The organism is Enterococcus xiangfangensis (assembly GCF_005405365.1).
Lineage (GTDB): Bacteria > Bacillota > Bacilli > Lactobacillales > Enterococcaceae > Enterococcus_A > Enterococcus_A xiangfangensis.
Genome location: NZ_BJDX01000001.1, coordinates 32,944 through 56,062 on the forward strand (window position 1 = coordinate 32,944; position 23,119 = coordinate 56,062).

Here is a 23,119-nt window from a genome sequence, read left to right on the forward strand (position 1 = left end):
CTAGAATAAGCAATCAAAAAAAGTTTCTGACGATGATTCATCAGAAACTCGAAAGAACTAATTTAATACCCAGCGATCAAATGCTTCTTTTACACCATCCTCTAAATTTGTTGCAACAGTGTAATCAGCAGCAGCCTTGATCATTTCACTAGCATTGCCCATCGCTATGCCAGTACCGGCAAACTCGATCATTGACAGATCATTTTCTGCATCGCCGATCGCCATCACTTCAGCTTGTTGGATTCCTAAATGTTCACTCAACTCTTTTAATGCCAATCCTTTGCTGGCATCAGAATTCAATACTTCAAGGAAATATGGTGAGCTGCGGACAAGCGTATATTTTTCAAAATACTCTGCAGGAATTTGCTTAAAAGCTTCACTTAAAATCGCTGGATCATCGATCATCATCATTTTAACTGCTGTAACATTTTTCGCAATTTCTTCAGGTGTTCGGTAATGCAACGGCATATTAACTAAATAAGACTCGACGACTGTATACGGGCTGATGTCGCGATTTGCCGTATACATTGCTTTTTTATCTGTAACGTGCAAATGGACACCCAACAGTCTTGCTAAATGATCGATCTCAAGATAATTCTCGCGAGTCAAGCTGTGCTCTGCTACGATATCCCATGTTTTTGTATTCAAAACTAATGCACCATTATACGTGATGATGTAATCGTCTGCCTCTGTCAAGCCTAATACTTCTAATTGAGCTTTCGTACCTGACAATGGACGACCGGTAGAAAGAACCACATAGACTCCTGCTTTGCGTGCAGCTTTGATGCATTCAACTACAGGTGCGTTGATCTCATGATGATCATTCAATAACGTTCCATCTAAATCAATGGCAACTAATTTTATACTCATAAATAATTATCTCCTATTTCTCATTACTCTTACAAAAAAATCTTCCTCGCGTGTTCTCAGTTTCACGCTCTCCATGCTCGCTCCTTGCTGAGTAATACTCTCAGCAAAAAAAATTTTGCAAAAGTTCCAGCTTTCATAATACGGGTTATTTAATCACTCGTCAAATTCGACTGAACAGTCCTATCTGCATTTCAATCTGAATTCTATTCAAAAGAAAAAGGCTAGACAATTATCTAGCCGTGAATCATTAGTCGATTTTCTTTTGTTTCACTTTTCCTGTCCATTCTTGCATACCGCCTTTAAGAATGTACAAGTCTGTGTAGCCTTTTTTGCGTAATAAGTTGGCTGCACGAGCACTGATCGACTTATTGTGGTCATAAATGTAAATTGGTTGATCTTTACGTAAAGAGCTGTACGTCTCTTTTAACATCGTATACGGGAAACTACGTGCGCCTAAAATATGTTTTGCATTGAATTCATCGCGTTCACGAACATCGATCACTTGTGCTTTACGCATCCCTGTTTGAAATTCTTCTTGTGCGATCGTTTTAGCTGAGCGTTTCATCATGATCCGCACATACAATTCGTAGAGACCGTATAAAACGAGCACCGCAATTAGTACACTATTAATTATCCACCAAATTGACATAACTTAATCCCTCTCTGATCTTTTCTATTTAGCTAATGAAGCTGCACCGATTACGCCGGCTTCATTTCCTAACTCTGCTAGTTTGACTTTTGTACTTTCACGGACTTGTGGGAAAGTAAATTCTTTGAAATATTTTTCTACTCGGCTGCGTAAAAATTCACCTGCAGCTGAGACACCGCCACCAATAACGATCGTTGATGGGTTTAAGGTATTTCCTAAATTACCGCAAGCTAATCCTAGATAGAAAGTCACTTTATCTATGACCATCAAGGCTAGATCATCGCCGTCATTTTCTGCCAATTCAAAAATATCTTTACTTGTAATGTCTTCTCCGTTATCTAAACGAGCTTTCAAGGTTGAACCGCCAGCATATTCTTCTGCTAATTTACGCGCTACTCGCACGACACCCGTCGCACTAGCCACTGTTTCCAGACAGCCGCGTTTTCCGCAAGTACATTCAAAGCCAGTTGGATCGACTGTTACGTGCCCAATTTCCCCAGCACAGCCAGCTGCACCATGAAGCAATTGTCCATTCATAACAATTCCGCCACCAACGCCGGTACCTAAAGTCATAAAGATCACGTCAGATTCATTTTCTCCAGCACCTTTCCAGCGTTCGCCTAAAGCAGCAACGTTGGCATCATTATCAATACTGAATTTGATTTTTGTCCCTTTTTCAATTTCTTTTTTGACCTGTTGCAACGTTGTCCAATTTAGATTATATGCTCCAATTACAGTACCTGCTTCAATATCGACACTACCGGGCGTTCCCATCCCAATCCCGATAAATTGTTCTGGCACCATATCATACAATGATAAATGATGATTAATTGAATCAATGATATCCGGTACGATATGTGAACCGTCATCTAAAATATTTGTTTCGATACTCCATTTTTGCTGAATTTCACCTGTTTCAGTCAAAATAGCAAATTTCACAGTTGTCCCGCCTAAATCAATACCTAATAATTTTTTATCCACTCTAGTCACCTTCTCGACTTTCTTCAATGTGATGTTCTCGTTTTAAAATGCCCCAACCTTGCAAATAAGTGTCTCGATCAATTACGCGACTCTCATATAAATTTCTCAATTCGATCTGCATCAATTCGATATCATAGATTCGCTTCCCGACGTAAACATAGATACCAAATTGTTTGAGCAGTTGTTGCACGTCATATAAACTTTCCATTAAACCACATCCCTAATATTATACAGAAAAAAATCGTTTTTTATAGCCCATTTTTTTATTTCCTAATTTATTTTAAAAAAAAGAACCCTTACATCCATTTTATAGTCTATCTCATTGTGTGAACACTCGCAAATTGAATCAAACTATTCTTCCAGTAATGCTGTTAATCTTAAAACCGTCTTCCAATTACGCGCCGTTAATCCATCGGATAGTTTATTGAGTTTCGTTGTTAATTTAGAAAGACGGATGCTTTGCTCCGTAAGATAATAAATATCTCGATCCTTTACGACTGCTCGTTCACCAATCCCCGAAACTTCCTGCTGAGACATGCTTGCTGTTGAAAAATAAACATACAAATGAACCATTTTAGGATCTTGTCTTTCTGCTTCAGCAATTTCCTCTGCTGTAAATGGCAACCGATCGCGAAGAATTAACATTTCTGCTTTTGTTCGATACATAATCGGTACTGAAAAACCAAAACGGTGGGTGAACGCGTCTGCGACTTCTTTAGAAAATTCACTTATGTTTTTATCTGTCGTAAATAGGATATTGCCACTTTGGATGTAACTGCTGACATCCGTGAATCCCAATTCTGAAAAAAGTTCTTTCAACTCTTTCATCTTGACCGTATTTTTACCACCAACATTGATCCCTCTAAACAATGCTAAATATCTCATATTCTGCTCCTCCATCAAAAAAACGGACATTTCTGTCCGCGACTATTAATACATACTGAATTTCCTTAACCCAAAAAGGACCAAAAGGACACTGACAAAAATAAAAAATAAAACAGCCGTGATCCTTGCCCGTAAGGAGAAACGCTCCTTTTCATAGGGAACTGCTACTGCCCAACCAGATAACGCCCCCCCAACGATACCGCCTAAATGTCCCCAAATATCGATCGTTGAATCAAACAAACCAAAAACCAAATTCATTAAAATGAATAAGGCGAATTGCCGGGTCAATGCTTGGATCGCACCGTTGTCGCGATAGTGCATGCCGACGACTAAAAAAGCACCGAACAGACCAAAAATCGCTGTACTGGCTCCGCCAGATAATGTTGTCGGTTGATTGAAGGCGAAACTTGCAAAATTCCCCAGCACACCACTCAATAAGTAAACAACAGCAAAGCGCCAATGACCAAAAATCGCTTCACATTGCTGTCCCATATAATAAAGTACCACACCGTTCAAAGCAAAATGCATCAAACCAAAATGGATAAACATCGGTGTGACAAAACGCCAATATTGATGCTGCCAAATAATGGATGGCGAGAACATCCCCAACTGATTTTCAATCGCTAATCCAGGTAATAAATATTGCATCAAGAAAACGATCGTGTTGATCGCAAAAAGAGTATACATCACGTACGGCTTGTCTTTTCTCATATATTTTCCTCTCACTTTGTAGTGATTCACATTATTTCCAAGTTTAACGATTTAAGCAAGAAATAATTGCTGAATCTGTTGATCAAACGTTTCAGTTTGCCACTCTTCCATCAGCTGTTCGGCAAAAACCAAACTGCAAGTTTTGCCATGATAGTTTGCTAAGTAGCGATCGTAATAACCACCGCCAAAACCGACCCGATAGCCAGAACGCTTATAAACCAGACCCGGAACAATCAGTAAATCTAGTTCGTCAGGTGCTGCAATATCTTCGATTGTCGGTTCTTCCACCCCAAATTTCGTCGTCGCAAATGCAGTATCCGGACCAACCCAGTGAAATACCAGCTTACCTTTAGGCAACGATTTAGGAACAGCTACTTTTTTTCCTGCTTCGAATGCGCGCTGGATCAATAAAGAAGTTGGAAACTCAAACGGAGTCGCCATCGTCACACCAATACTAGACGCGCCTTTCCACATGTCACTTTGAAAAAATTTATCGAGAATAAGTTCGACTTGAATTTGTCTTTGCTCGCTATCAGCAATTTTTTGCAATCGAGTGATTGCTAGTTTTCGTAATTCTTGTTTTCCCATTTAATCACCTTCTTATTTAGAAATACTAACAAAATCAGCACAAAATAAAAAGAGGATCACTCCTCTTTAACAAAATCACTAGAAACAAATCAAATACTTTGCTGTTGTATAAGACGATGTTAGCTTTTTTTCATCAATTGAAAAATAAAATATGGCGCTCCGATCAATGAAACAATGATCCCTGCTGCCATCTCACCATCTGGTAAAATAACTCGAGCTAAAATATCGCTGAACAACAATAAAATACCACCGATCACGGCTGCCATCACTAATGTCTGATTATTTTTTCGACCTGTCAACTGGCGCGCGATATGCGGCGCGATCAACCCGATAAAGCTGATACTTCCAGCAATCGAAACACTTACTGCCGCTAAACAAACAGCACAAATCAAAAAGAAAAGCTGAGTCCGTTTTAATTTTATCCCTAATCCAACTGCGATATCATCACCAAATTCCAATATTTCTAATGAACGTCCCTTCAATAAAATTAACGGAAGCAGGCAAATCAGCCACGGAAGCAGCAACCAGACATGTTCTTGCGTCGTTCCCCAGATTGTTCCAGCCAGCCACGCTGTCACGAACTGATAATTATCACGAGAAACTTGAATCGTTCCAATCAATGTCAGGGCTGAGATCCCCGCATTTACAGCAACACCTGCCAGTAACAAGCGGTTAGGAGTGATTCGTTCTGCTTGTCGACCAAAGTAATAGACCAACCCAGTTGCGATAAAACTTCCGACACAAGCAATCAGCGGCAGATACAAGCTATTTTCACCTGTAGCAAAAAAACCTAAATAAAGCAAAACAGTTAAACCTGCTCCGGCATTGATTCCTAAGATCCCTGGATCTGCTAAATCATTATGGGTAATTGTTTGGAACAAATATCCAGAAACTGCTAATCCCATTCCTGCTAAAATCGAAACGATTAAACGAGGAAAACGAAAATCAAAAACGATTAATTGCTGGCCCGCAGTAGCAGTGTGTTGGAACACACGGACCAAATCACCAAATGTTAACGGGATCGTTCCAACTGTCAGGCTAAGCGACGTTCCTAGTATTAGTAAAAGAAGCAAACTCAGCCAACCTATTTTTTTCCTCATAAGCTTCCCTTCCTAATTTGTAAAAGTAAAAATGGTACGCCGATGATTGTGATGATAACCCCAGTCGGTGTTTCTAGAGGCGGCGCAACTAATCGCGAACCAATATCTGCCAAGACAAAAAATAATGCCCCAAAAAATCCCGATGCAGCGATCACATAACGATAATCATGTCCAACAAAAAAACGAACGATATGCGGAACCATCAATCCGATGAAACCAACCGTTCCAACTAAAGCGACGGAACTTCCTGCTAGCAACAACACAAAAAACATGCTTAGCTGTCGAATGCGGCTAGGATTTTTCCCTAAAGAGATTGCTGTTTCATCCCCCATGCTCAACAAAGTTACTTGCGGGCTGATCAAGCATGCACCAATGATCCCCAGTAAGATTAATGGAAAAATCGTCTGCAGCTGATTCCATGTAAGATTTGCAGTACCACCTACAAACCAAAAAGTCATATCTTGGTTTAAATCAAATAGCAAACTGATACTTTGGCTAATTGCCGCAAAAAAAGAACTCAATGCCGCACCTAACAAAACGATTCGAATTGGCGACAAGCCGAATGAAACTCGTTTTGAAACAAAATAAATCAATAAAATCGAGACAGAAGCGCCAAGAAACGAGCCAATGACGCCCATAGCCGGTGAAGGATTCGTATTAATTGCAAAAACTAACGCAAGCCCCAGTCCCGCACCTGAATTGATTCCTAAAAGTCCAGAATCTGCAATTGGATTGGACGTGATTCCTTGGATCAAAGCTCCTGAGATTGCAAAAGCCGCACCGACTAAAACAGCTCCTAACATTCTCGGCAAGCGTAAATAACGAATCAATTGCTCTCCCTGATCCGTTGGGTCAAAATGTAGCAACGCTTGAGAAACATCTGACCATTTACTAGTCACCGCACCATAGCGCAAGGACAAGCTCATTGCTATCAACAGCAAGATGAAAACAACTGGAAAGAAATATTTTCGTCTAGCCATTTTCTAGCACTCCTTCACTAAGTCATATGCAATAACGATTGGTTTATCGCTGTTGGGCAACGTCGCAAACGTTGCTTGGATATCAAAAAGTGTCAATAATTTATCTGCTGTAAACATCTCTTTTGGTGTTCCTTGAAACAGTAATTGACCTTGCTTCATTCCCAATAAGTAGTCGGAAAAACGCGAAGCATGATTCAAATCATGGATCGTCATCAAAATAGTTTTTCCTTGACGATTGATCTCTTGCAACAATTCCAAGATCTCCAATTGATGCGCCGGATCCAAAAAGGTGATGGGCTCATCCAAGATCAAGATATCAGTATCTTGTGCTAAAGCCATCGCAATCCAAACACGCTGTTGTTGTCCACCTGACAATGTCAATAAAGTCCGATCCTTCAATTCTTGCAAATTCGTTGCCTCAATCGCCCAGTCGATCAACTGACGGTCTTGTTTTTTTAAACCTGAAAAACCCTTTTGATATGGAAAGCGTCCGTAAGCTACGATCTCTTCTACGGTCAACCCATTTATTTGGGTACTGCATTGTGACAACGATGCGATTTTTTGTGCGACTGTCTTAGTATCTAGCCGTTGGACGTTCTCGCCATCGATCAAAACTTCCCCTTTGGCTGGTTCGAGAATTCGAGCCAAGGTTTTTAAGAAAGTAGATTTGCCACAACCATTTGGACCAATCAAACTAGTAATCTGCCCTTTAGGAATTTCTACTGTAATATCGTTTACAACGATTTTTTTTTCGTATCCGATTGAAAGATCAGCCGTATTTAATTTTGTCATAGATCTTCCTCATTTCTCTGATAATCATTCTCAATTATGACGCTCTTTTTCTTCAGCGTCAACCCGTCAATGAAAGAAAGATGCTTATTGACAGCGCTTGTTCTTTCGGTAATAATATTAATTGAGAACATTTCTCAATTAATGTTGAAGGAGTTTTTTTATGTTCAAAAAATTAGTTTTAGGAACCGCTTCTTTGTTAGCGCTATTTAGCTTAGCCGCTTGCGGACAAAGTAGTGAAAGCAAAGACAGCAATAACGAAGTTCGGACAATAACCGATGCACAAGATCATAAAGTTGAAATTCCCAAAAAACCAAAACGAATCATCGCTTCTTATTTAGAGGATTATTTAGTCGCTTTGGATGAAAAGCCGGTCGCACAATGGACTGTCGGCGAAGGCCGGATCCAACATTATTTACAAGATGAACTAAAAGATGTACCAACTATCAACTACGATCTGCCCTACGAAGATGTGTTGAAATTAGAACCAGATCTTTTATTGATTGGTTCCAACGGTACACTTGAAGGAGGAAAATACAAAGAGTACGCTAAAATCGCCCCAACTTATGTTGTAAAAAATGGCGAAGGTGTTACTTGGCGTGACCAACTAGAAATTATCGGTAATGTACTGGATAAAAAAGACCAAGCTGAAAAAGTTGAAAAAGATTACGATCAATTAGTTGACCAGACGAAAAAAGATTTGGGCGATAAGATCGAAGGCAAATCAGCCGCCGTTTTATGGGTCACTAACAACTCAGCCTTTATGGTAGCTGCTAACCGTTCTAGCGGCCAATTGCTTTATAACGATTTAGGTTTTGAAGTTCCAAAATTAACGAAAGACATCAGTGAAAAAGCAACCGCTGACTTTTCACAAGTATCATTAGAAAGCTTGTCTCAACTTGATGCCGACTATCTCTTCTTAGTCAACAGCGATTCTGGAGCTGCTATGTTCAATGATCCTTTATGGAGTAACATTCCTGCTGTAAAAAATAACCAACTATTTGAATTTGATAACAAATCCAGCTGGTTATATAATGGACCGATCGCCTATACCAAAATCATTGAAAATATCCGTGACGTCTTAAAATAAAAAAATGCCGTTCTGATCAAAAGTCGTTTTTTCAATAAAGCGGCTTTGATCAGAACGGCATTTATTTTTTACTGCGACGGGTACGAGTTGCAGCTTCTTCGGTCTTAGTTAAAAATTTCAAACGATACGGTTCATGATACCGAACACCTTCTTTAACAAAGTCACCACCAACGATGAATAATCCAATCGGTCTTAAAGGCTCGGTTTGACGGATCACCCCGATTGTTTCTAGTTCTCGGTAATTTTTTCCAATCTGTAATTGATAAGTTCCTGCAGCTACTTGTTTTACGTAATAATATGGATACAATGTATTTTCCTCGATCAAGAACCCTTCTTCTTTTGTCAGATCGCGCGTAGTAATTTCTTTTTCATCAATCAATGCTTGGATATCTTCGACTAATTTCAGCTGATAATCTTCGTTAAAATCAACATCTATTTCCTTCGCTTGTTTAAATCCTTGTTTTTTGCTTTTAGGTTGCTCATTTTGAATATTGAAGGCATCGTCTGGCAAATATTTGACAAAAAGCTGGGTGATATCTCCCTTTACATTTTTATCCAAGAAATAATAAAAGAAGTTCAAGATGATGAAATAGACCAATCCGATAAGAACCAGACTATAGAGCACCAATTGGAGATAGTTTTGATTCAGCCACAGTCCATAAATGATCCGTAAAATATAGATGGTCGGCAAGATACTCAACAATGTATAGGCGCGATTTGAATACTTGGGACTAATGTCCAAAAAGCCTAGAAATTTATTTAATCCATTAATAATATCTAATAATAGGGTCATTGGCTATCACTCGTTTCTGTTCCAGCTGATTCCGGCTGCTGTTGTGCCGGCGTTGTTTGCGATTCTTCGGTTGAAGATTGCACCGCGTCAACAGTATTCTCAATTGAAGATTGCGGCGTTTCAACTTGATTATCGGCAACCGTACTTTCTTCGATATTATTTATATTAGGTGTTTCACTTGATACTTGTTCTTCACTGATCGTACTAGTTTCATGGGTCGTATTCGACGCTTGAGAAGAATCGGTCGTATTGGTTGTAGATTCAGTCTTTGGTGTTGTCGCTTTGACTTGACGATAACTGGAATTATTCAAAATCCCTGAAGTTGTTGCGATCAAGATCGATAGTGTCAAAAGTGCGATCGGTTTTAAAATCGGTGGTACTTTGCGCATCGGATCCTTCCTTTCTGAATGTTCTATTTAACTATTAGTTTTATCATTGGAAGCTTAGTTTTTGTTTAGGAATGTGTGAAGATTTTATGTAGATTTAGTCAAGTTCTATCTATTTTACAGGATTTAGTCGCTAGAACATTTCGCCTAAAATTCAAAAAAGCCAACAATCGCTGTCGATTGCTGGCTTGTCCGTCGATTATTTTACTTCTTTATGCAAAGTAACTTTACGTTCGCGTGGGCAATATTTCATTTTTTCCAAACGATCAGGGTTGTTACGTTTGTTTTTGCTTGTTAGGTAGTTACGTTCTTTACAAGAAGTACATTCTAAAGTGATATTTACGCGCATGATTTTCCCTCCCTAGCTAAAATCAGTTTTCCAAGATATTTCTCAGACTTTGATATCATATCATGTTTTCTTTTTCTTGACTAGTCTTTTTATGATTTTTGTTAAGTAGTTCTACTTGACGTTTGAAAGTTGCGCTTCAATATCTTTGGCAATTTCTTCTGGCTTAGTTTGCGATGCATAGCGCTTTATCACGTTTCCTTCACGATCAATCAAAAATTTAGTGAAATTCCATTTGATTGCTTTGTTAAGTAATCCACCTTGCGCATCTTTCAAATAACTATATAGCGGTGCTTCGTTTTCACCATTGACATCAACCTTGGCGAACGTTTGGAACGTTGTATGGTATTTCATCTGACAAAATTCTGCGATTTCATTATTCGTACCTGGTGCTTGATTGCCAAATTGATTGCAAGGAAAATCAAGAATTTCAAATCCTTTTTCTTGGAAATCTTCATACAAGTTTTGCAGACCTTCATATTGCGGTGTAAAGCCACAACCTGTTGCGGTATTGACAACTAAAAGAACTTTTCCTTGATAATCTGCTAAAGATTTTTCGGTCCCATCTGTTTGTTTCACTTCAAAATCGTATATTGTCATCTTCTTCACTCCTCAGTTAAATGCTTACTTGTTTATCATACTCTTAAAAAAGCTACATGAAAAATAATTTATTTTCAACTAATTCGTTATAAAAAAAGCTAAGGAGTATTGCTCCTTAGCTTATTGTACGCCATAGGTATCCGCAAATGCATTTAATATGTCTTTTGCGATGGCTTTATTCGTATCATCATGTTCTTCATCCAAGTTAGGCAGCATCACGCTGATTGCTACTTGCGGGTTATCGTAAGGTGCATAAGCTACGATGTTGCTGTTGATCGTGCTTGCCCCATTTTCTGCCACTGTTTCCGCCGTACCTGTTTTAGCTGCCGGATCGATTTTAGCTGAAGCCAAATCACGCGCGGTTGTATACGCATCGCTGCCGTGAACGGCTTGATAGAAACCTTGTTTGATGATTCCCATTTGATCTTGGGTAATATTTACTTGATTTAATTTTTTTCCGGTGATTTCTGTTTGCAGCTCACCTAAACCGCCACTGTCATTGTTGCCATAAATCCCTTTTACTACATGAGGTGAGATTCTAGTCCCGCCATTAGCAACTGTTGCTGCATATTGAGCAAGCTGCATTGGAGTATACGTATCATACTGACCAAATGAAAGATCCAACAAGTTCCCGCCGCCAGGTCCATTTTCTTCTCCAAAATTAGTATTCATGATGCCGGTAGCTTCATTCGGCAAATCAATCTCTGTTTTTACACCCATTCCATATTCGGCAAAGGCGTTTCGCAATTTATTATACATTTCTTTAGTAGAAGCAATTTCCGGTAAGGTCATATTTTGTTGGTATTCAACACCTAGCATCCGTAATACGAGCTGCATCATATATGCATTGGAAGACCATTCTAGTGCTTTCACCGTGTTCAAAGAAATTTGATTTCCTAAAACTTGATTATAAATCGAACCTTTTAATGACGTTCCAGATAATTTGATTGGCTGATCAATCAAAACATCATTTCCGCTGATTGCTCCTGTTTCATAGCCTGCGGTAACCGTTCCGCCTTTGACAACAGATCCGGGAACAAACGCATTTGTAATCGTGCCTAATGTATTTTCTTCCAACGTCTTACTATTGATATCATGAGTAAATCCAGTCATTGCATAAACTTCGCCTGTAGTTGGATTCAAAGCCACCGCATAAGCGCCTGGTGAATATTTAGCAACACCACTGTCTACCAAGCCTTGATAGTGAGTTTTCAAAATTTCTTCTACTTTTGTCTGGAAGTCCGAATTGATGGTCAGAACAATGTTAGATCCTTTTTCGCCTTTTTTGATTTCTTTTTGTTTTTCAATGTTTCCATCTTGATTCAAAGTAACTTTATATTCGCCTTTTTTACCTTGAAGTTGTTCTTCATATTGTTTTTCTAAATAACTTTTACCGACACGGTCATTGCGTGAATACCCTTTTTTCAAATATTCATCTGCGTCTTCTGCCGGCAGCCCTTCTTTTTCTGTCGTGATCGTTCCTAAAATACTCTTCAACGACCCGTCTAAAGCCGCATTATATGAACGATCCCAATCAGTTCCTGTAGAAACGCCTGGCAGATCAGCCGCGTGTTCTGCAACTACCGCTAATTCTTCATCAGTCACGTCTTCATTTTTTACAAAAACAGTGCTGAGTGCTGAAGCGGCGTTCATCCGCTTAAAGATTGTCGCAACTTTTAATTGATTATCATCAAACTGGATTTCACTATCTTTGACTTTATCGACCAGTTTTTGATATTCATCGGTAGTATCTAGATTTTTCTCTTTAAAAGATAAACGGTCTTCGGCTTCTTTTAAATGTTCTTTATCAGCTAACCAATAATCTTTTTTATCACGAGTAGTCAGATTTTCATCTGCAGGTACATCGATCAATGTATTGAGTTCGTCAGCTAATTCAAGGATATCAGAGGCTTCCATCGCGTTGCCGCGAGTAAAAGTGATCGCCGGATTGGCAACATTATTGACCAAAGCTGTTCCGTTTGCATCATAGATCACACCACGCGGCGCATTTTCTTTTACCGTGATTGTTGTCGATGCCTTCATCTCAGCTTTCATCTTGTCCCCTTCAACGATCTGAAGATAGCCTAGTCGAGTGACTAAGATAACAAACAAGCCAAAGATGACAAAAAATAGAAAGTTCAATCTAAATGGGACATGACTTCTATTTTGATTGCGGCCATTTTCATCCGCAAGTCTTAATTTTTCAAAAAGTTTCTTAAATGGATTCGTTAGTTTCATTCATCTGTTCCTTCCATTTTGACAGTTACTTTTTCTATTGTAGCTGAAAAAGTGTTTTTTCAAAAGGATTATTCGTAGTTCCTTTAACATCGTTTAAAAACTTTAATTTTTCTTGCGACAAATAGCTCAGTTGTTTCACGGATATGTCATAGATTTTTTAATTGACAATTTTTTCAGCGCTAAATATGGTTTATTAATTGAGAAAAGCCTCATCTTTCGTGAAACATTCTATTTTTTATTTTGTTGTGGAAAACTTTGCTGATTCAAAAGACAGGGCTCAAGCATTTTCTTTAAAAAGTTTTCCACAATGGCTCGTTTTAGACAATAAAAAAACCGGTGAGTAAACTCACCGGAAATTTTTTAGCTGCGACTTAGATTGTTGATATCCGCTTTGATTGCTTCAATAAACATATTTAAATCTTGTGCTGCTTGTTCATCACTACCGTAGCGGCGAACATTGACTGAAGCATCTTCCACTTCCTTATCGCCGATAACTAATAGGTAAGGGATTTTTTGTGTTTGAGCTTGGCGAATCTTATAGCCAAGTTTTTCATTACGGTCATCAACCTCGACACGAACACCTTCACGAACCAAACGATCTTTCACTTCATAAGCATAATCGCCATGATGTTCTGGTGAGACTGGTAAGATTGCTACTTGTTCTGGTGCCAACCAAGTTGGGAAAGCACCTTTGTATTGTTCGATTAAGTAAGCAGTAAAGCGTTCCATTGTTGAAACGACACTGCGGTGAACAACGACTGGACGATGATCTTTACCATCTTCACCCACATAAGTTAAGTCAAAACGTTCAGGCAATAAGAAGTCAAATTGGATTGTAGATAATGTTTCTTCAGTTCCTAATGCTGTCAACACTTGAACGTCAAGTTTTGGACCATAGAAGGCCGCTTCGCCATCTGCTTCAAAGTATTCAAAGCCGGATTCATCCATTACTTCTTTTAATAGACTTTGCGAAGTTTCCCACATTTGATCGTCATCGAAATATTTTTCAGTATTTTCTGGATCACGATAGCTTAGACGGAAACGATAGTCATCAAAACCAAAATCTTTGTATACTTCTAAGATCAAGTCTAATGTACGACGGAATTCCTCTTTGATTTGATCTGGACGAACAAAGACGTGCGCATCGTTCATTGTCATTTCACGAACACGTTGCAAGCCTGATAGCGCACCTGATTTTTCATAACGGTGGTCCATCCCAAGTTCAGCGATGCGGATTGGCAATTCGCGGTATGAATGGATATGATTTTTATAAATCATCATATGATGCGGGCAATTCATTGGACGTAAAACTAATGATTCTTCGCCGTCACCCATATCCATGATTGGGAACATGTCTTCTTTATAATGATCCCAGTGACCAGAAGTTTTGTATAGACTTGTATCTGCTAAAACGGGCGTATAAACATGTTCATAACCCATTGAAATTTCTTTGTCCACAATGTAACGTTCGATAACACGGCGAATCGTTGCACCTTTTGGCAACCAGAATGGCAGACCTGAACCAACTTCTTGTGAGATCATGAATAAATCTAATTCTTTTCCTAGTTTACGATGGTCGCGTTCTTTAGCTTCTTCACGCATTTTCAAGAAATGGTCTAAATCTGCTTGATTGAAGAAAGCTGTTCCGTAAACCCGTTGCATCATTTGGTTATCGGAATTTCCGCGCCAGTAAGCTCCGGCAACTGATAGTAATTTAACGATTTTGATTTTTCCTGTTGATGGTACGTGTGGTCCACGACATAAGTCAGTGAATTCTCCTTGAGTATACGCCGTGATCACTTCGTCTTCTGGCAGATCAGAAATCAATTCTACTTTGTAAGGATCATAGCTGAAGAAATCTAAAGCTTCTTGACGGCTCATCACTTTGCGCTCGATTGGTAGATTTTCTTTGATGATTTTCTTCATTTCTTGTTCAATTGCTGGGAAATCTTCTTCGCTAAGTTGATTTTCTCCGTTATCAGTATCGTAATAGAACCCTGTTTCAATCGCTGGTCCCACACCAAAATGCATATTCGGGAATAGACGACGAACTGCTTGTGCCATTAAATGGGCACTTGAATGACGAACGAGCGGTAATGCTTCTTCATCTTTTTCAGTCACGATTTTCAATTCCGCATCTTCTTCAATTGCACGATTTAAATCTTCTAACTCGCCGTTTACTACAACAGCCAATGCATTTTTTGCTAATGAATTAGAAATACTTTTTGCGATCTCTAAGCCAGTAACACCATTGTCAAATTCTTTTATTGATCCATCTGGAAATGAAATTTTTACCATCCTATAGTTCCCCCTTATGATTTTTGATTGATAAAAAAAAAGTCCTAGTACCGAAAACGGTACTAGGACGAATAAACGTGGTTCCACCTAATCTTTGAGCAGAATTTCTGCTCCTCACAAGCGATAACGGCGCTGTCCGCTGCTGCATTTGTGCAACAGTCTCTGAAAGTGGTCATCCCTTGCGCTTGTCTGGAAAAGTCTCAGCCGTGCTTTTCCTCTCTGATAAACAGCTTTCAAGTTCAGGTGTCTTTCTTCATCAATCATTTACAATGTCATTATAAACACTTATCGATTTGAAATGCAAGCATAATATTTATTATTTCCATTTTCCGCCTTGTGCATACTTACCTTTTTGCATCTCATTGATGATTACATGGATATTTTCTTTTGGCGCACCGACGTTTTTTGAAATCGCCTCTGTTACTTCTTCGACCATCTTAGTTAACTGTTCTTCTGTTCTTCCTTCGACTAATTCAATGTGGACAAATGGCATAATAAATCGCTCCTTTATTTTTTTATTTCTATTGTTTTATTTTAGCACAAATAGTCTTAAAATGAAGATTCCTTCTGAAAAACTACTTTTCAGACCATAAAATGATTTCATCGACCGAATAATATAGCTGCTGCTGACCACTAAAACGGATCAAGTATTTTTCTTGCCGCTTGTCATAAAAAACGATCACACCGTAAATGTCTTTAAAAGGACCGTTTGTTACCGTGACACTCTCGCCTAGTTTAAATTGTTCCACCAAACATCCCATCCCTCCGATTTCACTTCTTGCTTCAAGCATAAATAGTTCTGATAAAATTGTCAAAGATTGTCTTTATGATTCAAATTAGTATTGTTAACCCTTTCATCATGGTAAAGTAGACCTATCAGATTGGAGGAAAACGCATGGATATCTATTTGCATTTTAAAGATCAAGCAGCTGAAGCCATTACTTTTTACGAAGATGTTTTTAAGACAAAACCGGCTCAAATCATGACATTTGGCCAAATGCCCCACGATGATAACACCCCCGTCGATGATTCTATCAAAGATTTAGTATTGCACGCGAACTTGCAGATCAATGATACAAATGTCATGATCTCTGACAGTCCGGAAAGTCTAACATCACCGAGAGTTATCGGAAATAATGTGGCTTTGGTTTTCAACGCAAAAACTGCTGGAGAAGCCTTAGAGATTTTTCAACAATTAGCAGAAAACGGAACCGTGTTACTGCCTCTAGAAAAAACATTTTGGGCAGAATTATACGGAATGGTCAAAGATCAATATGGCGTAAATTGGTATATCAATTTTCTATAAGGAGGGAACTTTATGGAACAGCAATTTGGTTGTTGTTTATGGTTTGACGGGCAGCTAGCTGAAGCTGCCGATTTTTATACTTCGACTTTTGAAAATAGCCGAATAAAAGATCAAACTTATTATATTACAGATGAGCATGGCACGATTGGTGATTTACTGACGATCACATTGGATTTAGCAGGCTGTGAATTTCTTTTACTAAATGGCGGGGATACTTTTAAACCGACTCCGGCAATCTCGTATGTTGTTAACTGCGAAAACGAAGAGCAGCTCAATCGTGTTTGGCAAGAGTTAAATCATGACAGTCAAACATTGATGCCATTGATGGATTACCCAGAACTGGGAAAATATGGTTGGACCAATGACCGTTATGGTTTTTCATGGCAAGTTCGTTTAGAAGGAACCGCACAAACGATCGTCCCCTGTATCATGTTTGCGAATAAAAATTTTGGCCTGGCTCAAGCCGCAATCGATGAATGGATCACAGCCTTTGGCGGAAAACAAAATTTTGCCGTCAAAGAAGGCGAACATCTGCGAGCAGCCGGCTTCCAACTACGAGGGCAAGATCTGATCGTTATGGACAGTCCAGAAAAACATACTTTTGATTTTTCTATGGGAAATTCCTTTTACTTCTATTTCAACGATCAAGCCGACATCGATCACGTCTGGGATGCGATCACTACTGCTGGAAAAGAATGGCCCTGCGGCTGGATGGAAGATCGTTACGGTGTTTATTGGCAAACAGTTAATAAGCAACTGCTCGCTTGGACTAACGATCCTGATCAAGAAAAAGCAAAACGTGCGACCCAAGAGCTGTATAAAATGAAAAAAATCGACCTTGCTCAAATCCAGCGAGCACATGATGGAATAATCGGATCAGATTAACGATCAGCTGCGGTATATCCGCAGCTTTTTTTCGTAAAAATCAACTTTTTGCTTCTCTTCCTTCTTATATGCTATACTATTATGCTGTTATAAACAGTGGATGGAAAAATAAAGGGGGATGCTCAATGAACGCACGAGAATACGAACAAGAGCACGTCCAACAAACAAGCGCTTTGATCCAACAGGAACTAGCCTTTTTGGACAACCAAAAGAAAGAAACCAAAACAAAATTTGATACTGGTATGTTAGAAAATGCCGGACAAAGAATTCAAGGTGGTTCCTTCGAGGCTTTGGCTGAGACAATGGCAGATACAAGACAGCATGAGGCTGAATTACTTTTACGTTATCAGACACTTGCTTCTCAGGAAAAACGGCAAAGAGTACTTAAATTGATGGGAGAAAATCCTTACTTTGCCCGAATCGATTTTAAAGAAGATCAAGAAACCGAGACCCTTTATTTAGGAATCGCTTCTTTGCGGGATACGCAGGAAGAAACGGTTGTAATCGACTGGCGTGCACCAATCGCCAATCTTTATTATGAAGGCACATTAGGGCAGACAGAATATGAAGCGCATGACGCGATCATCCCAATTGAACTGCAATTGAAACGACAATTCAAGATTCGCGAAGGACAAATTTTATCGATGGTGGACACATCAGAAGCGATCAACGATGATTTTCTTTTGGAGATTTTAGATGAAGCATCTTCGAATCATATGAAAAATATCGTGGCTACAATCCAACGTTCACAAAATGAGATTATTCGTGATGCAAGAAGCAAAGTCTTAGTAGTTGAGGGAATCGCCGGCAGCGGAAAAACATCTGCCTTGCTGCAACGAGTCGCCTACTTGCTTTATCACAACCGCAAATGGTTAGACAACGAACAAGTTTTACTGTTTTCTCCTAACCATATCTTTTCAGATTATATCTCGACTGTTTTGCCATCATTAGGCGAAAGCGGCATCCCAACTGAGACATTCAAAACATTTCTGAGTGCCTTATTGCCAACCTATCAGATTCATACGGAAGAAAGTCATGAAGAAGTCTTTCTTTCTGGTCAAGACGATCGAATTTTACGCGCTAAAAGCAGTTTTGCAATCGTCCAAGAATTGTATAACTATATCGAAAAAATTGCGACATTTGGACCTTTATTCCGTGATCTTAAATTAAAACAAGAAGTTTTGATCTCGAGAAAACAAATTCGCGATTGGTATCAAGAAGCCAATCCTGAGCTACCGATGTATCAACGAATGCAATTATTGCAAACAAAACTTTTGAAAAAGCTAGGCGGCTTAGAAAAAGATGAGATGAAAAAAGATTGGGCCAAAGAAGCTGCTGATGAATTAATCGAAGCTGCTTTTGTCAATAATCCTGATATGGAAGATTCAGAAAAAGCGGAACGTCGGCTGCGTCGTCAGATGACTCAAAAAGTCGTCCGAAAAAAACTAAAACCTCTACGCAGACAGATCACTCGGTATGGTTTTATCAACTATGCAAAACAATATCTCCATTTCTTGCAAAATGTCTCAAATCGTTTGTTGGCACATTATCAATTGACACAAGAAGATTGGAAATTGATGCTTGAAGAACTATTGAACGATTTTAAACGAAAAGATCTTAGTTTAGAAGATGGAACATTGTTGTTTTTATTGATGAAATCGATCCATCCGTTAGATGTGAAGCAAAAGGCCCGCTTCATTTTTATCGATGAAATGCAAGACTTCTCTCCTGCACAAGTCGCTCTGCTGCGCCATTTATATCCTAAAGCAACTTACACTTTGTGTGGCGATTTGAATCAGAAAGTTTTTGGAAATGAAAGTATGGTCCATTCTTTAGCACAGATTTTCCCTGATCAATCATTGACTCATTTTGAACTAACTACTAGTTATCGTTCAACTGAAGAGATCACAAATTTTGCCAACCAATTTCTAACGCAAGAAAATCGTGTGGAATTGACGGCTCGTGTCGGCGATCTGCCAAAAGTTTATTATACAAATGACTCTCGACAAATGATTGACGGCTTGATCCAACAGATTGAAGAGACTGCTGAAACAGCCAAATATTGGCGGACAGCTATCATCGCTAAAACAGTCGAAGAATGCCAAGCTCTTTACGACCAATTGACTCCTGAACAAAAAACTCAGGTTCAACTGCTGGTCGACGAAGAAGACTTCATGAAAAAGAACCTGATCATCATTCCGACTTATTTAGCGAAGGGATTAGAATTTGACCGAGTATTTGCTTGGAATGTCTCACCTGAAAATTACCATACGGAACAAGACAAACTGATTCTTTATACTGTCTGCACCCGTGCGATGCATGAATTGAATCTGTTAGTTATCGGTAACCAAAGTCCATTATTGGAAATGATCCCAACAGATCTTTATGTTCAAAAATCACTAAATTAATCAAACAACTCGGTGAAGAGTCCTTCACCGAGTTGTTTGGTCTTTGATTTATTTGCAAAAAATAAGCGGGTGTGACAAGGCTTCTGTCACACCCGCTAGTTGCTTTAATCTTCTAATTCCACATTGTGATAGATTTGCTGAACATCTTCTAATTCATCCAACACATCGATCATTTTTTCGAATTTCTCTAGATCTTCGCCAGTCAAAGTTACTTCATTTTGTGGAATCATTTGCATTTCAGCAACTGAAAATTCGGTGATTCCTTTTTCTTTTAAGGCTTCTTGAATCGCGTTAAAATCTTCCGGTTCGCCGTGAACGATGATTTGCCCCTCTTCATCTACTACATCACGAACATCGATCTCTTTATCCATCAAGTATTCCAAAATTTCATCGGCATCCTCGCCGGCAAAACCAAATAATGCGGTGTTGTCGAACATATAAGCGACTGCACCAGAAACACCCATGTTCCCGCCGTTTTTACCAAAGGCTGCACGAACATCTGACGCTGTCCGGTTGACATTGTTTGTCAGCGCATCAACGATCACCATTGAACCATTAGGGCCAAAGCCTTCGTAACGCAACTCTTGGAAAGTTTCGTCGCCAGAACCTTTCGCTTTTTCAATTGCTCGATCAATGATATGTTTTGGAACATTATACGTTTTCGCACGTTCAATAACAAAACGTAATTTTTGATTTGCATGCGGATCAGGTTCACCTGATTTTGCTGCTGCATAAATCTCAATTCCAAATTTAGCGTAAATTTTACTGTTGTTTGCATCCTTCGCGGTCTTTTTAGCCACGATATTCGCCCATTTACGTCCCATATTTTCACTTCTCTTTCGTTAATTTCATACTTTCCCATTATAACGACTCGCTTACACTTTGGAAAGTATTTTTTATACTCGAATCGGAAATCGGCCGATTGTTTGCTCTTGCGGGTGGATCAATTGATAAATTTGATCCGCACGATACGTTAAAAAATGCTTGTCTTTTTCTTGCTGACCGATCTTTGCGGCTATCGGCAACGTAACTTGTTTTTTTATTTGATTCAAATACTTCTGCCCTTGCTCTGTGAAACCTAAAATATGCAGCATCGAATTTTCTTGTTCTGCTTTTATTTCAGCAGCTTTCACTTGCAGCAAAACATAGGTCAGCAACCGTTGCAAGCGTGGTTTAGTATAGCGTTTCGTACGGATTGTTTGCAGAAATCCAGCAAAATTTGGTACAGCTTGTTCAACTAGCCGATGTTCCAGACCTTCTGTCATTTGGTAAATTTCTCGAAGATCCGCTAAAGAATTTGCACGCAATTGATAATTTAAATACGGCCAAAAATCTTCCCATGAAATAGCTGTCCGTTTGAGTTCTTGCAGCATTTCCCTTGGGACAAATGCCGCCACTTCCTCACCAGCAAAAACGGCTTGTCTAATCCCCGTCGCACTGGCAAACTGATCTACCGCTAATGTCTGATCATGATAGCCTTGATCTTTTCGCGGCAATGGGAAGATTTCCATTGGATGTTCATACGTCGCATTTTCTTTGGCATAACTCAAACCTAGCAGATGATTTGGCGGGAATTTTTGTGCTTGCGGATACAACCGAGAAACGACTTCAGCCATTTTTTCAGGATAGCTCCAACCGATCGGCAATTCATGAAAAAGTTGATCAATCGCTGCTTTTTCTTCAATAAAAAAACGACCATAACCGGCATAATCAAATACGATGTCACTGTCTGTACCAAAACAAAGCGCGTCGCAATTTAAAGCCTGTAAAAATTTGATACTGCCTTTAGCAAAATAGTCGGCAGATTGAACCGCCCAGGCAAAAGGCAATTCGATCACCAGATCCACTCCATTTTGTAATGCGGTCTGGGCGCGTGCCCACTTGTCAACGATCGCCGGCTCTCCGCGCTGCAAAAAATTTCCGCTCATCACAGCTACTACAACATCCGCGCCGCTCAATTCGCGTGCTTTTTTCGCATGATAACGATGCCCGTTATGAAAGGGATTGTACTCCACCACAATTCCGCAACTTCGCATCTTACCGCTCCTTTCTAATAACAAAAAAACCGAGAGCGCTCTCGGCTATTTTTGACAGACAAAAAACCAGCGTTTGCTTGTCTCATTAGGATGTTCATCAGTGAAATCGGCAAAAACTTCGACGTTAAAGCCGACTTCAGTCAACATTTTTTGATACAGTGCTAACGGATAAGTCCGTTCTTTGTGCAATTCATCGAATCGTTCAAACACTTCGTCTTCTTTTTTTACAAAGAAAGTCAAAAAGTGTTCGATACTATGCTCCTCTTCGCCAGAATAACTATCCCACAAAAAAGCGAACTCTTCTGTCTGATCGTGAAAACTATACTCTGGAAAGACTTCGTCGATCTGATAGGTTGAATGTACATCAAAAATAAATGTTCCAGCTGATTTTAATAACTGATAGACACCAGCAAAAACTTGTTTGACTTGCTGAGCATTTTGCATGTAACAAAGCGAGTCGGAAAAACAAGTCACTGCCTGATACGTTCCGATATCCGTTAGATCCAGCATGTCGCCAGCGACCCAGTTGATTGCGACCTCTGCTTGGATCGCACGATCACTGGCTAGTGTCAACATTTCTTCTGACAAATCCAAGCCGGTCACTTCAAAGCCGTGCTCAGCAAAAGCAACAGCTAAGGCGCCTGTACCGCAAGCAAGTTCTAAAACTTGATCTGTTGATTTTGGCAAATGACGCAATGAAAAATCTAGCCACTGCTGATACAGCGTATCATCCATTACTTCGTCATAGACAAAAGCAAACGTTTCATAAGCCATTAGTCTAACCACGCCTCAATGTTTTCAAGTGGTGCATCAGACCATAATTTTTCTAAATTATAAAATTCGCGTTCAGAAGTACTGAAGACATGGACGATCACATCGCCTAAGTCGATTAAGACCCATTTTCCGCCATCTTTCCCTTCGACCCGTTTAACTTCAACTTGCGCTTCTTCTTCTTTATCCACGATTGCATCTACGATTGCGTTGATTTGACGATCAGAATTTGCTGAACAGATCATAAAATAATCCGCCAATAATGAAACTTGTGATACATCCAATGCCACGATATCAGTCGCTCGTTTTGAATCAGCTGCCTTCACGGCAATTTCTAACATATTTTTACTTTCTATGATAATTCTCCTCCTTGTTATCTGAAACTGCGCTTACTATTTTTATTCAAGTA

Annotated in this window: 26 protein-coding genes; 4 read left to right on the forward strand and 22 right to left on the reverse strand. The window is 39.3% G+C overall.

All coding sequences use genetic code 11. From position 1 onward, the window contains the following. Positions 1–57 precede the first annotated feature (57 nt). The 10 genes from yidA to FFM68_RS00195 form a co-directional block, all read right to left on the reverse strand. Positions 58–870 (reverse strand): sugar-phosphatase, encoded by an 813-nt coding sequence (yidA, locus tag FFM68_RS00150; RefSeq protein WP_137617434.1) that lies wholly within the window; start codon positions 868–870, stop codon positions 58–60. Positions 871–1,117: 247 nt separating this feature from the next. After that, complete coding sequence (locus FFM68_RS00155; protein ID WP_137617435.1) at positions 1,118–1,519, reverse strand: rhodanese-like domain-containing protein; 402 nt, start codon at positions 1,517–1,519, stop codon at positions 1,118–1,120. Between the two features lie 24 nt (positions 1,520–1,543). Further along, the gene (locus tag FFM68_RS00160) at positions 1,544–2,500 is read right to left on the reverse strand and encodes an ROK family glucokinase (protein WP_137617436.1); all 957 of its coding nucleotides are present in this window, start codon (positions 2,498–2,500) and stop codon (positions 1,544–1,546) included. A gap of 1 nt (position 2,501) precedes the next feature. Further along, entirely contained in the window at positions 2,502–2,708 is a 207-nt protein-coding gene (locus tag FFM68_RS00165) for a YqgQ family protein (RefSeq protein ID WP_137609348.1), read from the reverse strand. A gap of 143 nt (positions 2,709–2,851) precedes the next feature. Beyond that, the gene (locus tag FFM68_RS00170; RefSeq protein WP_167483423.1) at positions 2,852–3,385 is read right to left on the reverse strand and encodes a DUF1697 domain-containing protein; all 534 of its coding nucleotides are present in this window, start codon (positions 3,383–3,385) and stop codon (positions 2,852–2,854) included. A gap of 45 nt (positions 3,386–3,430) precedes the next feature. Continuing rightward, positions 3,431–4,096, reverse strand: coding sequence for a rhomboid family intramembrane serine protease (locus tag FFM68_RS00175; RefSeq protein ID WP_137617438.1), 666 nt, complete (start codon positions 4,094–4,096; stop codon positions 3,431–3,433). 51 nt (positions 4,097–4,147) lie between these two features. Then, positions 4,148–4,684 carry a 5-formyltetrahydrofolate cyclo-ligase gene (locus tag FFM68_RS00180; protein ID WP_137617439.1) on the reverse strand — a complete coding sequence of 179 codons (537 nt, stop codon included), beginning with the start codon at positions 4,682–4,684 and terminating at the stop codon, positions 4,148–4,150. Between the two features lie 119 nt (positions 4,685–4,803). Beyond that, on the reverse strand, positions 4,804–5,784 hold the full coding sequence (locus FFM68_RS00185; protein WP_137617440.1) for a FecCD family ABC transporter permease: 981 nt from the start codon (positions 5,782–5,784) through the stop codon (positions 4,804–4,806). Next, positions 5,781–6,764 (reverse strand): FecCD family ABC transporter permease, encoded by a 984-nt coding sequence (locus tag FFM68_RS00190; protein WP_137617441.1) that lies wholly within the window; start codon positions 6,762–6,764, stop codon positions 5,781–5,783. Before FFM68_RS00190 ends, FFM68_RS00185 begins: the two co-directional genes overlap by 4 nt. A gap of 3 nt (positions 6,765–6,767) precedes the next feature. Continuing rightward, positions 6,768–7,556, reverse strand: coding sequence for an ABC transporter ATP-binding protein (locus FFM68_RS00195; protein ID WP_137617442.1), 789 nt, complete (start codon positions 7,554–7,556; stop codon positions 6,768–6,770). 160 nt (positions 7,557–7,716) lie between these two features. On the opposite strand from FFM68_RS00195, the gene FFM68_RS00200 reads away from it, so the two are divergent. Beyond that, entirely contained in the window at positions 7,717–8,643 is a 927-nt protein-coding gene (locus tag FFM68_RS00200; protein ID WP_137617443.1) for an ABC transporter substrate-binding protein, read from the forward strand. A 61-nt stretch (positions 8,644–8,704) separates the two neighbouring features. Here FFM68_RS00200 and FFM68_RS00205 read toward each other — a convergent pair whose 3' ends face one another. The 8 genes from FFM68_RS00205 to FFM68_RS00240 all read right to left on the reverse strand — a co-directional run bounded on the left by FFM68_RS00205 (position 8,705) and on the right by FFM68_RS00240 (position 16,053). After that, the gene (locus tag FFM68_RS00205; RefSeq protein WP_137617444.1) at positions 8,705–9,436 is read right to left on the reverse strand and encodes a DUF6681 family protein; all 732 of its coding nucleotides are present in this window, start codon (positions 9,434–9,436) and stop codon (positions 8,705–8,707) included. Further along, positions 9,433–9,825 (reverse strand): hypothetical protein, encoded by a 393-nt coding sequence (locus tag FFM68_RS00210; protein WP_137617445.1) that lies wholly within the window; start codon positions 9,823–9,825, stop codon positions 9,433–9,435. The genes FFM68_RS00205 and FFM68_RS00210 overlap by 4 nt, the downstream gene beginning before the upstream one ends. A gap of 196 nt (positions 9,826–10,021) precedes the next feature. Then, positions 10,022–10,171 (reverse strand): 50S ribosomal protein L33, encoded by a 150-nt coding sequence (rpmG, locus tag FFM68_RS00215; protein ID WP_067623696.1) that lies wholly within the window; start codon positions 10,169–10,171, stop codon positions 10,022–10,024. A 111-nt stretch (positions 10,172–10,282) separates the two neighbouring features. Continuing rightward, entirely contained in the window at positions 10,283–10,768 is a 486-nt protein-coding gene (locus tag FFM68_RS00220) for a glutathione peroxidase (RefSeq protein ID WP_137617446.1), read from the reverse strand. A 120-nt stretch (positions 10,769–10,888) separates the two neighbouring features. Continuing rightward, on the reverse strand, positions 10,889–13,006 hold the full coding sequence (locus FFM68_RS00225) for a penicillin-binding transpeptidase domain-containing protein (RefSeq protein ID WP_137617447.1): 2,118 nt from the start codon (positions 13,004–13,006) through the stop codon (positions 10,889–10,891). 360 nt (positions 13,007–13,366) lie between these two features. Further along, entirely contained in the window at positions 13,367–15,304 is a 1,938-nt protein-coding gene (gene thrS / locus FFM68_RS00230) for a threonine--tRNA ligase (RefSeq protein ID WP_137617448.1), read from the reverse strand. Positions 15,305–15,620: 316 nt separating this feature from the next. Next, the gene (gene thmT / locus FFM68_RS00235) at positions 15,621–15,797 is read right to left on the reverse strand and encodes a 2-hydroxymuconate tautomerase (RefSeq protein ID WP_137609361.1); all 177 of its coding nucleotides are present in this window, start codon (positions 15,795–15,797) and stop codon (positions 15,621–15,623) included. Positions 15,798–15,879: 82 nt separating this feature from the next. Then, on the reverse strand, positions 15,880–16,053 hold the full coding sequence (locus FFM68_RS00240) for a transcription termination/antitermination protein NusG (protein WP_167483424.1): 174 nt from the start codon (positions 16,051–16,053) through the stop codon (positions 15,880–15,882). Positions 16,054–16,199: 146 nt separating this feature from the next. On the opposite strand from FFM68_RS00240, the gene FFM68_RS00245 reads away from it, so the two are divergent. The 3 genes from FFM68_RS00245 (at position 16,200) to helD (ending at position 19,903) form a co-directional block, all read left to right on the forward strand. Beyond that, positions 16,200–16,610 carry a VOC family protein gene (locus FFM68_RS00245; RefSeq protein WP_137617450.1) on the forward strand — a complete coding sequence of 137 codons (411 nt, stop codon included), beginning with the start codon at positions 16,200–16,202 and terminating at the stop codon, positions 16,608–16,610. Positions 16,611–16,622: 12 nt separating this feature from the next. Beyond that, the gene (locus FFM68_RS00250) at positions 16,623–17,495 is read left to right on the forward strand and encodes a VOC family protein (RefSeq protein WP_137617451.1); all 873 of its coding nucleotides are present in this window, start codon (positions 16,623–16,625) and stop codon (positions 17,493–17,495) included. 125 nt (positions 17,496–17,620) lie between these two features. Beyond that, on the forward strand, positions 17,621–19,903 hold the full coding sequence (gene helD / locus FFM68_RS00255; RefSeq protein WP_137617452.1) for an RNA polymerase recycling motor HelD: 2,283 nt from the start codon (positions 17,621–17,623) through the stop codon (positions 19,901–19,903). 104 nt (positions 19,904–20,007) lie between these two features. On the opposite strand, the gene FFM68_RS00260 is transcribed toward helD, so the two are convergent. From FFM68_RS00260 to rsfS, 4 genes are all read right to left on the reverse strand, one after another. Further along, positions 20,008–20,727 (reverse strand): YebC/PmpR family DNA-binding transcriptional regulator, encoded by a 720-nt coding sequence (locus tag FFM68_RS00260; RefSeq protein WP_137617453.1) that lies wholly within the window; start codon positions 20,725–20,727, stop codon positions 20,008–20,010. A gap of 72 nt (positions 20,728–20,799) precedes the next feature. Next, the gene (locus FFM68_RS00265) at positions 20,800–21,939 is read right to left on the reverse strand and encodes a nucleotidyltransferase (protein WP_137617454.1); all 1,140 of its coding nucleotides are present in this window, start codon (positions 21,937–21,939) and stop codon (positions 20,800–20,802) included. A 45-nt stretch (positions 21,940–21,984) separates the two neighbouring features. Continuing rightward, on the reverse strand, positions 21,985–22,713 hold the full coding sequence (locus FFM68_RS00270) for a class I SAM-dependent DNA methyltransferase (protein ID WP_137617455.1): 729 nt from the start codon (positions 22,711–22,713) through the stop codon (positions 21,985–21,987). After that, positions 22,713–23,069: a ribosome silencing factor gene (gene rsfS / locus FFM68_RS00275; protein ID WP_280531853.1), complete on the reverse strand. Its 357-nt coding sequence runs from the start codon at positions 23,067–23,069 to the stop codon at positions 22,713–22,715. The genes FFM68_RS00270 and rsfS overlap by 1 nt, the downstream gene beginning before the upstream one ends. Between the last annotated feature and the right edge of the window lie 50 nt (positions 23,070–23,119).